The sequence below is a fragment of the Phaeobacter sp. A36a-5a genome (assembly GCF_037911135.1).
Taxonomy (GTDB): domain Bacteria; phylum Pseudomonadota; class Alphaproteobacteria; order Rhodobacterales; family Rhodobacteraceae; genus Phaeobacter; species Phaeobacter bryozoorum.
The window spans coordinates 1,866,013-1,880,000 of the sequence record NZ_JBBLYU010000001.1 but is presented as its reverse complement, the minus strand read 5'-3'; the positions used below and the strand labels follow the sequence as shown (position 1 = coordinate 1,880,000).

Below are 13,988 nucleotides of genomic sequence, written 5' to 3'. Positions count from 1 at the left end.
TGCGAGATGTAGTCCAGGAGAGGCCGCGAAAGTGGTCCGAAGATTATCACTTCTCAGACCATTCAGGCCGTTTGGGGGGCCATATCAGGACCGATTGGGCCAGAGCGGCAATTTCGGACTTGCAGTGGCCAATTTCGAGAGGTTCGGCAAAGCTGATTTCACTTGGCGCGTGGCAAAATGGGTCATGTAGCGGTCAATGCCGAGGTCTTCGGCATGGAAATCTTCCATCAGGTCTTGAAACGCGGCGAGGCTGGGGCTGATGATCTTCATGATGTAATCGACCCCACCACCGGTGGCGATGCAATCAATGATCTCATCCCGGCTGTTGAGAAAAGCTTCAAAGCGCTCAAAATCAGCCTTTCGATGACGGCTGAGGGAAACCGTCACAATCACCTGCGCGAAATCTGCGAGCCGCTCCAGCGCGATATCGGCATGATAGCCGCGAATGTATCCGCCCGCTTTCAACCGGGTCAGCCGCGCCCAGCAGGGGGTCGCGGAAAGCCCGCTCAGCTCTGCCAGCTTGGCCTTGCTCAACTGCCCATGCTGCTGGAGCGCGCTGAGAATGCGGATGTCTGCTGCATCAAGGGCAAGTCTCTTCATTCGCTCTGGTCTTTCTTTGTGTGGAAGCACGGTCATATGACCGACGATCACATGCTAGATTAGGATATCCCTACCTGAAAGCCCTCCGTCAGCTCAGTGGCTTTGCGACCGAAATGAGCGCGACCACGTCCAGCTGATCGGCGTTGTCCGCCAATAGGGGGCATATCTCCGTTTGATATCAGCATGTCGCGGGTAGACGTTTCGCAACGGCAGAGCAGGCCGACCCGGAGCAGAAAAAGGTTTCGAGCCGCAGCCGGATCGCAGTTGCATAACATCCGATTGCAGACTGGACGCTGGACAGGATTTGCAGAGAGGAGAGTCTTGCAAGACAACATAGCCTCTGGCCGCTTCGGACGCTGTGTTGCGTTCCAGCAGGGGAGACGGGCGCCAGCTCCGAATGTCGCTATCTATACACTGCTGAGCCTGACGGTTGCGGCTGTTGTATTGGATTGCGGGACTGGTGAGGCTAGGGGGGATCCCCGCCCAGTGCAGACCGGACGGGGCTTTGTTCAATCGTTGATATCGTGGTCGAAGTGTTTCACCTGGCCTTTGGGGCCCTTGAAGAAGTGGCGCAAGACCAGCCAGGCGATCAGCGAGAGGGTGGCGTAGATCAGCAGCAGCACCGGCAGGGTGATGCTGCCTGCGGGGGTGGCGACCAGCAGCAGGGCCACCAGCACCGCGCCGACGGCAAAGCCGAGGAACATGAAGCCCGGCGCCAGCACCTCGACGATGGCGAGGCCGATGGCAATCGCGATCCAGACCCACCAGACGGAGAGCAGGGCCGTCATTTTCCGGCCCCTTTCAGCATGTTGAAGGCGTTGCCGAAGGCCTCAATCGCATTGGCGGGCACCAGGATGGTCTGTTTGCCTTCACCTGCGCCAAGGGCATTGAGCGCCTCGACCTGTTTCAGGGCCACCTGATATTGCGCGGCCTCCAGACCGTTTTCGGCAATGGCTTTGGCGACTACCCCGGTGGCATAGGCCTCGGCATCGGCCTGAATGCGGCGGGCCTTGGCGATCTGCTCGGCGGCGTAGAGCTCGGCGTCGGCGGCCAGTTCGACCGCGCGTTTCTGGCCCTCGGCCTTGGTCACCTCGGCGCGGCGGGCGCGCTCGGCGTTGAGCTGCTGCAGCATGGCGTCGCGGGTGGCCTGATCGAGGTTCACGTCGAGGATCTCGGCGCGTGTCACTTCGATGCCCCAGTCGTCAACGGCGCTTTCGACCAGATGCTGGATCTGACCGATCAGCTGCGAGCGGTTCGACTGCACCTCATCCAGGTCCATCTTGCCGATCTCGGCGCGCACGATGCCGGCCACGGTGGTGGCAATGGCGCCGTCAACGTCGCGGATCCGATAGACGGTCTTTTCCGGTTCCAGAATGCGGTAGAACACCGAGGTGTCGATCTGCACCAGCACGTTGTCCTTGGTGATGGCGTCCTGGCTGGCGTTGGGCAGCTGGCGTTCCAGGATCGAGACCTTATGGGCGACGGAGTCGAGCAGCGGGACGATGAAGTTGATGCCGGGGCCAAGCACTGCATGCAGGCGGCCAAAGCGTTCGACCACGTATTTTTCGGATTGCGGTACGATGCGGACGCCCTTGAGGATCAGGATGATCAGGAAGATCGCGCCCAGGATATAGATGATGTTCTGCGTCAGCAGGCTCAGCAGGAGTTCTTCGGTCATTATGCCTCGCAATAAATTTGTATGCTATGGTATGCAGTTGGGGGGTCGTGGACCCGGGATTCAAGCGTGGGGGGACGGCGCCCCGTTCCTCTTCTCTATGGCGTGTGCGGTGGTGGCAGGCAAGGGGAACGGCCCCGTCTGCGGCGCATCCGTGGCGTGCGGGGTGGGGGCTGGATAGGGCTGTCGGGGCTTTGGCGCGGGCTGCGGTCATGCAGGCTTGAAAACCGCACCGGGATAAGGCACATCCGGCAGGCTCTGCCGGTATGGTCCCGGATCGCGGCGGAGCAGGGTTCAGGTGGCAGATGATCCCGTAGGAAATTCCCCGCAGCGGCGGGACCACGCACAAGACAGCCCAAGGAAGAGAACATGGCGCCGAAAATCTCATTTGACCTGAAAGCCACCGATGGCAAGGCCCGCACCGGTGTCATCAATACGCCGCGCGGCGAGATCCGCACGCCTGCGTTCATGCCCGTGGGCACGGCCGCAACAGTGAAGGCAATGCTGCCGGAGAGCGTGCGTGCGACCGGGGCGGATATCTTGCTGGGCAATACCTATCATCTGATGCTGCGCCCCACGGCAGAGCGGATCGACCGTCTGGGCGGATTGCACAAATTCATGAACTGGGAGCGGCCGATCCTGACGGACTCGGGCGGGTTTCAGGTGATGTCGCTGGCGGGTCTGCGCAAGCTGACGGAAAAGGGCGTGACCTTCAAAAGCCATATCGACGGATCCAAACATGAGCTGACGCCGGAACGGTCGATGGAAATCCAGCGCCTGCTCGGTTCGGACATCGTGATGTGTTTCGACGAATGTCCGGCGCTGCCTGCCGACCGCGACCGGATCGCCGAGTCGATGCGCCTGTCGATGCGTTGGGCGGAGCGCTCGCGCGAGGCCTTTGGCGACCGTCCGGGCCATGCGCTGTTCGGCATTATGCAGGGCGGGCTGGAGCAGGATCTGCGCGAAGAAAGCGCCGAGGCGCTGAAGAAGATCGGATTCGAGGGCTATGCGGTTGGCGGCCTGGCAGTGGGCGAGGGGCAGGAGGCGATGTTTGACTGTCTTGATTATGCGCCCGGTTTCCTGCCTGAGGACAAGCCGCGCTATCTGATGGGGGTGGGCAAGCCTGATGATATCGTCGGTGCGGTGGCCCGTGGTATCGACATGATGGACTGCGTGCTGCCATCGCGCTCTGGCCGCACGGGGCAAGCGTTTACCCGCTACGGCGTCGTCAATATCAAGAACGCCCGCCACCAGGATGACCCGCGCCCGCTGGATGAGCAGTGCAGCTGCCCGGCGTGTTCGAACTATTCGCGCGCCTATCTGCACCATGTGTTCCGCAGCAACGAGATGATTTCGGGGATGCTGCTGACCTGGCATAACCTGCATTACTTCCAGGAAATCATGGGCGGCATGCGGGAGGCGATTGCTGCGGGCACCTTCGAGGCCTGGCAGAAGGATTTCCACGACACCCGTGCCGAAGGCGATATTGAGCCATTGTAGGGGCCGGCAAGGGGGATGCGCCCGGATTGTCGAAAACTTGAGCGAATGTTCATCGGCGGGTCCTGCCCTGAACACGTTTGCGCCACAAATCAGCGGTGATCTGTCAATCAGGCACTGATGACCAACGTGGAGAGATCCGATGAATGAGACGGCTTCAACTGGACTTGCGCATTGTTCGCTGATGATTTTGCTGGCGGCGGGCGTTGCTGTTTTTGCGCTTTTGGACCATGGCGGATCCTATGGGGAGCAGCCGGGGTCGCTGGCGCACCTGACGTCGGCCGCGCAGCGGTAAGGATTGCCGGAGCGCGACTGCACCCAAGGCAACGGCCTGATGTCGTGCGCTTTTTGCTGCGATCTTTGGTAGGGATGATCCCGGTCCGCGTTCACCGGTTATGAAGACCTCGCTGCTAGATTCCGCCAAAACGGGAAGGGTCGCGATGAGCTGGTTACAGGCATGGGGGAGCGTGGTGCTGCTGGGCGGCCTTGTGGCTGCCTCTGGCGCTGTGGCGCAGTCGGATCAGGCAGCTAAGGCGCCGGGGTCGCTGGCCGAGGCCTCAAGTTTTTTCAAGGCACCACCGCTTGATGGCTGCCGGATCGCATTTGACGATCTGATCAAGGGCGGCTCCAAAGCGCTGCGGGGCCAGTGGTTTGTGCAGAAGGGGCCGGGGGAAACCGGGCTGCCGGTTGGCGGCCGCGTCGATATGCAACCGCTGCCGCAGCGCGCGGGTGAGGTGCTGACACTGAGATTTCGCAATGGCCGTCTGGTGGCGGATTCTGCCGTGTCCGGGGTGATCCCCGTCGGCGTGCTGGACCGGGCGCCACCTGAGCCAGGCACGGGGCTGAGGGCCGAAAGCGTCGGCCGCGGCGATCTGGCGGATGGTGCGGAGGTCTTCCTCGATGAGCTGGGCATGGGGCGGCTGCCCTGCGGGGTGGAGCAGATGCTGCAACTGAGGCTGCAATCAGAACGCGACACCGGCACCGGAGACGTGTTGCGGCAGGATATCCGTCTGTTCCTGATTGATCAGACCCGGATGAGCGGCACCTACCGCGAAACCGGACCGGGTGGGCGGCTGGAACGCGGGGTGATCACCCTGATGCGGCGCTGATGCTGCGGGTCAGGTCATCGGCGGAGGCTGCCGCGCGCGGCCTTCACCATTTGCTCACCCTAGCTGCATTTGCGCCCTTGTGGTCCGGGCGCGCTGCGGGCAATGTGACACCAAACATTGAGGCACGGCGGTTGAAATCCCAACACCGCTGCACCAGATAAACAGCCAATGAGGAGACGCGCCGAAGCTGCCGATAATCGGGGCGGGGGCGTCTTGCCAAACCAAAGGACCGAGTATGCAAGAGCCACTCAATTCATCCTACCCCGTCCTGCCGCTGCGCGATATCGTTGTGTTCCCGCATATGATCGTGCCGCTGTTCGTCGGGCGGGAAAAATCGGTGCGTGCCCTGGAAGAGGTGATGACCGACGACAAGCAGATCCTGCTGTCCAGTCAGATCGACCCGGCGGAAGATGATCCGCAATCCGATGGCATCTACAGTGTCGGCGTGCTGGCCAATGTGCTGCAGCTGCTGAAACTGCCCGACGGCACCGTGAAGGTGCTGGTCGAAGGTCATGCGCGGGTGAAAATCACCGAATATCTGGACAACGACAACTTCTTTGAAGCGCGCGCGGAGTATCTCAGCGAGATTCCCGGCGATGTCACCACCGTGGAGGCGCTGCTGCGCACGGTCGGCGATGAGTTCGAGCGTTATGCCAAGGTCCGCAAGAACATCCCGGAAGAGGCGCTGAGCGCCGTTGGAGAGACCACGGAGCCGGCCAAGCTGGCCGATCTGGTCGCCGGTCATCTGGGGATCGAGGTCGACAACAAACAGGATCTTCTGGAAACCCTGTCGGTGAGCGAACGTCTGGAGAAGGTCTATGGCCTGATGCAGGGCGAGCTGTCTGTGCTGCAGGTCGAGAAGAAGATCAAGACCCGCGTCAAATCCCAGATGGAGAAGACCCAGCGCGAATATTATCTGAATGAGCAGATGAAAGCCATTCAGAAGGAGCTGGGCGACAGCGAGGACGGTTCTAACGAAGTCGCCGAGCTGGAAGCCAAGATTGCCGAGACCAAACTCTCCAAAGAGGCGCGCGAAAAGGCCGAGGCCGAGCTGAAGAAGCTCAAGAACATGTCGCCGATGTCGGCGGAAGCCACGGTTGTGCGCAACTATCTGGACTGGATTCTGGCCCTGCCCTGGGGCACCAAATCCCGCGTGAAGAAAGATCTGAGCCGGGCGCAGGATATTCTGGACGCCGATCACTACGGGCTTGAGAAGGTCAAGGAACGTATCGTTGAATATCTCGCTGTGCAGCAGCGCTCGGCCAAGCTGAAGGGGCCGATCCTCTGCCTTGTTGGCCCTCCGGGTGTCGGCAAGACCTCGCTGGGCAAATCGGTGGCCAAGGCAACCGGTCGCGAGTTCATCCGCATTTCGCTGGGTGGCGTGCGCGACGAGTCCGAGATCCGCGGTCACCGCCGGACCTATATCGGCTCCATGCCCGGTAAGATCATTCAGGCGCTAAAAAAGGCCAAGACCACCAACCCGCTGATCCTGCTCGATGAAATCGACAAGATGGGGCAGGATTTCCGGGGTGATCCGGCATCGGCGATGCTGGAGGTGCTGGACCCGGAACAGAACGCGACCTTCATGGACCACTATTTGGAAGTGGAATATGACCTGTCGAACGTGATGTTCCTGACCACCTCGAACAGCTACAACATGCCGGGGCCGCTGCTGGACCGGATGGAGATCATTCCGCTGTCCGGTTACACCGAGGATGAAAAGCGTGAGATCGCCAAGCAGCACCTGATTTCCAAGCAGGTGAAGAACCACGGTCTGAAGGCCAAGGAATTCGAGCTCACCGATGAGGCGCTGACCGAGATCATCCGCACCTATACCCGTGAGGCGGGGGTGCGGAATCTGGAGCGTGAGATCGCCAAAGTGGCGCGGAAATCGCTGACCAAGATCGTCAAGAAAGAGGCGGAGAGCGTTTCTGTCACGCCTGAGAATCTGGATGAATTCCTTGGGGTTGCGAAGTATCGCTATGGTCTCGCCGAGAAGGAAGATCAGGTCGGTGTTGTCACCGGTCTTGCCTATACTTCGGTCGGGGGTGAGCTGCTGAGCATCGAGGCGCTGCGCCTGCCGGGCAAGGGTCGGATGAAGACCACCGGCAAGCTGGGTGATGTGATGAAAGAGTCGATCGAGGCGGCTTCAAGCTATGTCCGCTCCATCTCTCCGCAGTTGGGCATCAAGCCGCCGCGTTTTGACAAGTGGGACATTCACGTGCACGTGCCGGATGGGGCCACCCCCAAGGACGGGCCGAGCGCGGGCCTTGCAATGGTGACGGGTATTGTGTCGGTGCTGACGCAAATCCCGGTGCGCAAGGACATCGCCATGACCGGCGAGGTGACCCTGCGTGGCAATGCAACCGCGATTGGTGGTCTCAAGGAGAAGCTGCTGGCGGCGCTGCGTGGCGGCATCAAGACCGTGCTGATCCCGCAGGAGAATGAGAAAGACCTGCCGGATATCCCGGATAACGTGAAGGAGGGGCTGGAGATCATCCCCGTCAGCCACGTCTCCGAGGTGCTGAAACATGCGCTGACCGATACGCCCGAACCCATCGAATGGGATGAGGCCGCAGAAGAGGCCGCCGCCGCTGCCAAGGCAGCATTGGGTGTTCCCGAGGATGGCGCCAGCGCCACCGCGCATTGATCCAGGCCACGGGTGCTGCCCCTAAGCTGTTGAGATCAATCCGCAATAGGTAACAATAGATGGGCGTCCCTTATCCGGGGCGCCCATCTGCCTTATGTCCTGTGAGATGCGTTTGCGACCTTCTTGAAGCAGGCGACCTGTCGGTTCGTCGACGGTGGGAAGAGGAAGAAATAGATCAGTTCGCCGCATTGTTGGGCCGCTTGATTGTCGCAACAGGGGATACGCTGGCCTGATACGACAGGGCGACGAGAAACCGGTTGTTGGCCGGTCCGCCGGGCGGTGGCTCTGGCGGAGACGCAGGCGCGGGCCGTGTCATTGGCGGGTGATATCGTCATAATCGCCAAGTCGCAGATAGGCGTATTCACGGTAGAGTTTGATCGTCGGGCGCAGTCCGAAGAGGACGGATCCTACCAGAAACAGCCATGTGCCGGGGGTGACGGTTGCGTCGTTGAAGAACAGGATTGAACCTATCACAAACAGCACCGCAGCGGAGACATCGACCATCGTGTAGGCGATTTCACAATAGGCGTAGATCTTCTTGTGGCGGTCGCTGCGATTGCGATTGTCGGGGTGGAACAGGGCCATCATGTCCTCCGTCGGTCTGTGTCGGCTGCTTTTACCCTAACGCGCGGGGGGAGGATTGGTTCAAAGGAGATCTTCATAGCGGCAGTCAGTGACCCTCAGGGGTTCCCCGCAGGTCTCGCAAGAAAAAGGGCGACCGCAAAGGGTCGCCCAAATCAGGTTTTATTATTGTTTTCCCGAGGTTTCGGGTTCTTCCGTCTGGCGCCCGCTCTTATTCGGCGGGCTTGATCCAAGGCGCTGCATTGGGCAGCGCATCTTGGATGTTCGGGGCGGGCGACAGGGTCGCGATGCCGGGTCAGGCCGCTTTGGGCGCCATTTTTGCCTGCACGGTGGCGATGGCCACGGCGTCGGGGCTAACGTCATCGGCGGTGGCCTGCTTCAGGATTGCCGCCATGGTGACCTCCAGCGCCTCAAGCCGTTCGGCCACAAAGCTGTTGCGGTTGCCGATTTTCAGGATCTCGGTGGCGACATTGATAATGCCGCCGCCATTGGCCACGAAATCGGGCGCGTAGAGGATGCCGCGTTTGTGCAGTGCGGCTGCATCCTCGGCCGAGGCCAGCTGATTGTTGGCACCGCCTGCGACCAGGGCAACCTTCAGCTGCGGAATGGTTTCGTTGTTGAGGATGCCGCCGATCGCGCAGGGGGCAAAGATATCGGCCTCCACCGCGTAGATCTCATCGGGGGCGACAGCCGTGGCGCCAAAGGCGGCAACTGCACGTTCAACCTGTGTGCTGTTTACATCGGTGACGATCAGCTCGGCACCGGCCTTGTTGAGAAAATCGCAGAGATACCAGCCGACATGGCCCAGGCCCTGAACCGAAACAACCCGGTTTCTGAGGTCGATCTGGCCGGTCTTATGCGCCCAGGCGGTGCGGATCGCATTGAAGATGCCGCGCGCCGTGATGGGTGAGGGGTCACCGGAGGCATATTCACCATCGGCAAGCCCGGCGACGGAGCTGGTTTCCTCGGCCAGGATGGCCATGTCCGCGGGGCTCATGCCCATATCCTCGGCGGTGATGTAACGCCCGTCCAAGCTGTCGATGGCGCGGGCAAAGGCGCGCAGCAGCTCCGGGGTTTTCTGGGTGGCGGGATCGCCCATAATCACCGCCTTGCCGCCGCCAAGCGCGAGGCCTGCTGCGGCGTTTTTGTAGGTCATGCCTTCGCTCAGGCGTTTGACATCGGTCAGCGCGTCATCGGCGCTGGCGTAGGGGCGCATCCGCAGCCCGCCGGCCGCCGGGCCAAGCAGGGTGGAATGCACGGCGATAAAACCGGTGAGACCGACCGAGGCATCCTCGACGCGGTAGATTTCTTCATGTGTCGAGGTGGCGACGGGGGTGATTGTGGCTGTCATCTTTGGATTGCTCCTCCATTTCACCGCAGAATACCGCCACGCAACCGCCGGTTTCCTCCAAAATACGTCGCAGTTATTGATGCTGTTGGTGGTTTTCCCTAATATCGGGCCAAAATTAGGGGGAAACACGTGGATAAGATTGATCGCAGGATTCTGGCCGCCCTGCAGGAGAACGGTCGGATGAAGATCGCCGAGCTGGCGGAGAGAGTCGGCCTCTCTGCGACGCCCTGTGCGCGGCGGGTCGCCAATCTGGAGGACAGCGGCGTGATTTCGGGCTATTCAGCGCGGGTCGATCAGGCCGAGGTTGGCCTGCCGGTCACCATCTTTGTCGCGGTGGAGCTGGAACGCCAGTCCAGCGAGGGATTGCAGGCCTTTGAGGCGGCGGTGCGGCGGTTCGATCAGGTGATGGAATGTTATCTGATGACCGGCAGCCGCGATATTCTGCTGCGGGTCGTGGCGCAGGATCTGACCGATTTCGATCAGTTTCTGGAGCATCGTCTGATGCGGGTCCCCGGCATTCGCAACACCCGGTCCAGTTTTACCCTGCGCACGATGATCTGCCGCAATGTGCTGCCGCTGGAGTAGGAGGGGGCAGCGCCCGTGCGGCGCAAAAATCGCAGCGCAGCGGGATTTTTCATCACCCCCCTCTTGCAGCGACGCGCGACCGGCGGTATGACCGCCGCCAAGGGTGATTAGCTCAGTGGTAGAGCGCTTCGTTCACATCGAAGATGTCAGGAGTTCAAATCTCTTATCACCCACCATCCTCCTTTTGCAGTGCCGATTAGCTGACCTCTGCGTCTTGTGGTGCGGACGTGGTGTCGCGTTTCGCGCTTGGTTCTTCTCAGGCCGGAGAAACCTGTCTAGATGTTTAGGCAAGGGCCCGAGGGTCGGGCATCAACGAGGGCGGGCATGGACTATCCGAAGATCTGGTTTCTGCGGCATGGGCAGACGGAATGGAACGCCGAAGGGCGCATTCAGGGACAGCTGGAATCGCGGCTGAGTCCGCTGGGGATTGAGCATGCGCAGCAGCAAGCGGGGCTGATGGCGCCGATTCTGGCACAGGGGCCTGCCTGCTATGTCTCGCCGCTGGGGCGGGCGCAGCAGACGGCGCAGATCGCGCTTGGCGGTCAGCCCTATGTCACGGACGCCCGGCTGGCCGAGGCGCAGGCCGGCGTGTTTCAGGGCATGACCCGTGCCGAGGTCGCGGCTGAATACCCGGATATCTACGCCGCCAACCCGCTTAATCTGGATTTGTTCTGTGCGGCGCCACAGGGCGAGGGCTTTGCTGCGTTTCAGGCCCGGATCACGGATTTCCTGACCGGGCTGAGTGAGCCGACCGTTGTGGTGGCGCATGGGCTGTGGGGGCAGGTCCTGCGCGGGGTGATCTGCGGCTTGTCGCGCGCGAAAATGGCCGCCTTGCCCAATGAACAGGGCTGCATCTACGAGTTGTCGCAGGGCATGGAGCGGGTGCTGCGCTAGGGGCGGGAATTTTTTCGCAGATTTTTGCGATTTGCCTCTTGCGCAGAGCGCGCGCATTCTCTAAATCCGCGCTCACCGGGTCGTTAGCTCAGTTGGTAGAGCGCTTCGTTTACACCGAAGATGTCGGGAGTTCGAGCCTCTCACGACCCACCATCCCCCCCTTGAATTCCATATCAATAAGCTCTGCCAGCGCCAAAGTTGCGAGACATATGGTTTCGCAGTAGGCTCATGTCGCTCCTTCGGTGAATTGCCCGCCGGAGGGGAGTTTTTTTACCGAGTATATGACGTGGAGTTTATGTCGTGAAATATTTTGCAATCCTTTCAGTCGTGGTCTCTGTCCTGTTCTGTCTGCCCGCAGCGGGGCAGGCCGGGTCCTACAAACCAATCAAGACCGAGGCGGAGTTTCTCGCTCTTGTCGGTGGCAAGACCCTCAGCGCCGATTGGGGCAGTATGCAGATCCTGCCCAACGGGAAAATCAAGGGAAAGACCAACCAGGGCAAGCTGGTTGGCGCCTGGCAGTGGAATGGCGCCCTGTGGTGCCGCAATGTCCGCATCGGCAAGCAGCCGGAGCGGGGGACGGACTGCCAGAAAATCGGTGTCTCTGGAAATCAGATGCAGTTTATCCGTGAGCAGGGCCGGGGCGCGGCCGTTGTCATGGTGATCTCCAACTGATCAGGACTAACCGCTGGCGCGGCTCTGGTACGGCGCGCCATCGGTGCTGTCTGCGGCACCTTGCGGCTGGATGGCGCTGTTGTTGTCGCCGCGTGGCTCCGTGATCCGCGGATCTGAGGTTGGCTGTGATTTTCCTGATCGATTATCCCTGGTGTCCGGCGGGACGCCAGATGGGAATTTCGGAAAAACAATGGGTTAGGCGGTAATTTGGCGGTGGCTTTGTTTTTTTTCACGGAAACCGGAGAAAATGCCAAAACACCGCTTGACGATCCCTCGGTGCTGCGAATATTACAGCCCAACATTCAGCGGCGACGTTGGATGGAACAGCAAGCGGTTGTAGCTCAGTTGGTTAGAGTACCGGCCTGTCACGCCGGGGGTCGCGGGTTCGAGCCCCGTCAACCGCGCCACTGCTGTCCGCCCCGGATCCGGGTTAAGGGATCCAGATGAAAGTAAATGCGCGGTTGTAGCTCAGTTGGTTAGAGTACCGGCCTGTCACGCCGGGGGTCGCGGGTTCGAGCCCCGTCAACCGCGCCACTTTCATACGATGCCCTGTCGTTCAGGGTCCGCCCCGGAGGGGATATATAGGTCAGGCTGCTGCCTGATTTGCCGAAAGGCCCATGCGCGGTTGTAGCTCAGTTGGTTAGAGTACCGGCCTGTCACGCCGGGGGTCGCGGGTTCGAGCCCCGTCAACCGCGCCACTTTCTCCCCTAAATTTGTGGATGAACGCTCCCTGCTTCGGCGGGGTTTTTGCGTTTGTGGGGGGCGTTACTGTGATTGCCCCGTCGAGATGTGGTGCGCGCCGGAACGCACACCACTGGCCTTGTTATTTCGTGGTCAAAGCATCCAGCACCCGCGCCCAGGAGCGAATACCTTTGTGGAAGCTTTCCAGATCGTATTTCTCATTTGGGGAGTGGATGGCGTCATCTTCATTGGCAAAGCCGATCAGCATCGCATCCATACCGAGGATGGATTTGAAGAAGCCGGCAATGGGGATCGAGCCGCCCATGCCGCAGAATACGGCTTCGCGGTTCCATTCATCCGACAGCGCACCGCGGGCGGCTTCGAACTCGGGGCGGGCGATATTCATCACCGAGGCACGCGAGCCCTCCAGGTCATTGTCCCAGACCACCTTGCAGTCAGGTTTCAGCCGGTCTTCGACATGTTTGCGGATCTTCAGGCGCAGCGCATCCGGGTCCATGTCGCCGACCAGACGGCAGGTGATCTTGCAATGCGCCTCAGACGGGATCACGGTTTTGGAGCCGGCACCGTTGTAGCCACCCCAGAGGCCGTTCACCTCCAGCGTTGGGCGGGCCCATTGCTGTTCCAGAACCGAGCGGTCCTTTTCCCCGTGGGCCTGAGTATAGCCTGCGTTGGAGAGATAGTCCTTTTCATCAAAGCCGCAGCCTTCCCACTGGCGCAGCTGCTCTTCCGGCACCTCATGCACGCCCTCATAGAAGCCCTCAACCGCGACCTTGCTGGTGTCTTCGTCATAGAAGGACGCGACGATGCGGCTGATTTCGCGCAGCGGGTTGAGGCCGGGGCCGCCGTAATGGCCGGAATGCAGGTCGATGCGCGGGCCGATCAGGGTGAACTCATCCTTCAGCATGCCGCGCAGCTGCGAAGAGATCGACGGCACCCCGCGCGACACCATCGAGGTGTCGCAGATCAGCGCCAGATCCGCCTTCAGCTCGGCTGCGTGCTGTTCCATGAAGGGCACGAGAGAGGGCGAGCCGCTCTCTTCCTCGCCCTCAAAGAAGAAGGTGATACGGCAGGGCAGGGTGCCATTGACCGCCTGCCAGGCGCGGCAGGCTTCGACAAAGGTCATCAGCTGGCCCTTGTCATCCGAGGCGCCACGGCCGCGAATGACGGTGCCGCGCGCGGTCTCTTCCAGCTGCGGCTCAAACGGGGGGGTGGTCCAGAGGTTCAGCGGATCCACCGGCTGCACGTCGTAATGGCCGTAGAACAGCACATGCGGCAGCGCCTCATCCTGAGGGCCGACGTGACCCACCACCATCGGGTGGCCGGGGGTGACGCGCTTTGCCGCCTCGATGCCGATGGATTGCAGATCCGCCACCAGCCAATCGGCAGCCTTGTCGCATTCGGCCTTATAGGCGGGATCGGTTGAGATCGACTGGATGCGCAGCAAATCCATCAGCCGCTGCGTCGCGGCATCAAGGTCGCTGTCAATCCGGTTCAGGACGTCGTTCAAGGACATGGTCAGGGGGCTCCTGCAATTGATGATTGGCTCGCCGCGAAGCCTAACAGTGCCCGTCGGCAGGGGCCAGAGGCCGCCCACCTGTGATGTGCCAGTGATAAGCCTGTGATATGCGTCGGTTTGTAGCGTCAAACGGGCGTTACAATTCTTGCTGCCGT

The 13,988-nt window shown here is 61.0% G+C and carries 12 protein-coding genes and 5 tRNA genes; 11 read left to right on the top strand and 6 right to left on the bottom strand.

The window, feature by feature from the left end:
• Positions 1-84: 84 nt before the first annotated feature.
• The 3 genes from WLQ66_RS08735 to WLQ66_RS08725 all read right to left on the bottom strand — a co-directional run bounded on the left by WLQ66_RS08735 (position 85) and on the right by WLQ66_RS08725 (position 2,278).
• Positions 85-600 (bottom strand): Lrp/AsnC family transcriptional regulator, encoded by a 516-nt coding sequence (locus WLQ66_RS08735; protein WP_340545935.1) that lies wholly within the window; start codon positions 598-600, stop codon positions 85-87.
• A 509-nt stretch (positions 601-1,109) separates the two neighbouring features.
• The gene (locus WLQ66_RS08730) at positions 1,110-1,388 is read right to left on the bottom strand and encodes an NfeD family protein (RefSeq protein WP_340545934.1); all 279 of its coding nucleotides are present in this window, start codon (positions 1,386-1,388) and stop codon (positions 1,110-1,112) included.
• A complete protein-coding gene (locus tag WLQ66_RS08725) occupies positions 1,385-2,278 on the bottom strand; it encodes an SPFH domain-containing protein (protein ID WP_340545933.1) in 894 nt (297 codons plus the stop codon). The genes WLQ66_RS08730 and WLQ66_RS08725 overlap by 4 nt, the downstream gene beginning before the upstream one ends.
• Positions 2,279-2,644: 366 nt before the next feature.
• Here WLQ66_RS08725 and tgt point away from each other — a divergent pair, with 366 nt between their 5' ends.
• The 3 genes from tgt (at position 2,645) to lon (ending at position 7,531) form a co-directional block, all read left to right on the top strand.
• Positions 2,645-3,775: a tRNA guanosine(34) transglycosylase Tgt gene (gene tgt / locus WLQ66_RS08720; protein ID WP_340545932.1), complete on the top strand. Its 1,131-nt coding sequence runs from the start codon at positions 2,645-2,647 to the stop codon at positions 3,773-3,775.
• A 437-nt stretch (positions 3,776-4,212) separates the two neighbouring features.
• On the top strand, positions 4,213-4,881 hold the full coding sequence (locus WLQ66_RS08715) for a hypothetical protein (RefSeq protein WP_340545931.1): 669 nt from the start codon (positions 4,213-4,215) through the stop codon (positions 4,879-4,881).
• A 235-nt stretch (positions 4,882-5,116) separates the two neighbouring features.
• Positions 5,117-7,531, top strand: coding sequence for an endopeptidase La (gene lon, locus WLQ66_RS08710; RefSeq protein ID WP_340545930.1), 2,415 nt, complete (start codon positions 5,117-5,119; stop codon positions 7,529-7,531).
• 312 nt (positions 7,532-7,843) lie between these two features.
• On the opposite strand, the gene WLQ66_RS08705 is transcribed toward lon, so the two are convergent.
• On the bottom strand, positions 7,844-8,116 hold the full coding sequence (locus WLQ66_RS08705; protein ID WP_340545929.1) for a YrhK family protein: 273 nt from the start codon (positions 8,114-8,116) through the stop codon (positions 7,844-7,846).
• A gap of 292 nt (positions 8,117-8,408) precedes the next feature.
• The gene (locus WLQ66_RS08700; protein WP_340545928.1) at positions 8,409-9,464 is read right to left on the bottom strand and encodes a Leu/Phe/Val dehydrogenase; all 1,056 of its coding nucleotides are present in this window, start codon (positions 9,462-9,464) and stop codon (positions 8,409-8,411) included.
• 129 nt (positions 9,465-9,593) lie between these two features.
• Here WLQ66_RS08700 and WLQ66_RS08695 point away from each other — a divergent pair, with 129 nt between their 5' ends.
• The 8 genes from WLQ66_RS08695 (at position 9,594) to WLQ66_RS08660 (ending at position 12,313) form a co-directional block, all read left to right on the top strand.
• Positions 9,594-10,049, top strand: a complete 456-nt coding sequence (locus tag WLQ66_RS08695; RefSeq protein ID WP_340545927.1) for an Lrp/AsnC family transcriptional regulator — start codon at positions 9,594-9,596, stop codon at positions 10,047-10,049.
• 101 nt (positions 10,050-10,150) lie between these two features.
• Positions 10,151-10,225 (top strand) — tRNA-Val (locus WLQ66_RS08690).
• 148 nt (positions 10,226-10,373) lie between these two features.
• Entirely contained in the window at positions 10,374-10,943 is a 570-nt protein-coding gene (locus tag WLQ66_RS08685; RefSeq protein WP_340545926.1) for a histidine phosphatase family protein, read from the top strand.
• A gap of 77 nt (positions 10,944-11,020) precedes the next feature.
• A tRNA-Val gene (locus WLQ66_RS08680) sits at positions 11,021-11,096 on the top strand.
• A gap of 147 nt (positions 11,097-11,243) precedes the next feature.
• A complete protein-coding gene (locus WLQ66_RS08675) occupies positions 11,244-11,615 on the top strand; it encodes a hypothetical protein (protein WP_340545925.1) in 372 nt (123 codons plus the stop codon).
• A gap of 330 nt (positions 11,616-11,945) precedes the next feature.
• Positions 11,946-12,022, top strand: a tRNA-Asp gene (locus tag WLQ66_RS08670).
• A gap of 50 nt (positions 12,023-12,072) precedes the next feature.
• Positions 12,073-12,149, top strand: a tRNA-Asp gene (locus WLQ66_RS08665).
• Positions 12,150-12,236: 87 nt separating this feature from the next.
• Positions 12,237-12,313: transfer RNA gene (locus WLQ66_RS08660), tRNA-Asp, on the top strand.
• Between the two features lie 125 nt (positions 12,314-12,438).
• On the opposite strand, the gene WLQ66_RS08655 is transcribed toward WLQ66_RS08660, so the two are convergent.
• Positions 12,439-13,830 carry a M20/M25/M40 family metallo-hydrolase gene (locus WLQ66_RS08655; protein ID WP_340545924.1) on the bottom strand — a complete coding sequence of 464 codons (1,392 nt, stop codon included), beginning with the start codon at positions 13,828-13,830 and terminating at the stop codon, positions 12,439-12,441.
• Positions 13,831-13,988 lie beyond the last annotated feature (158 nt).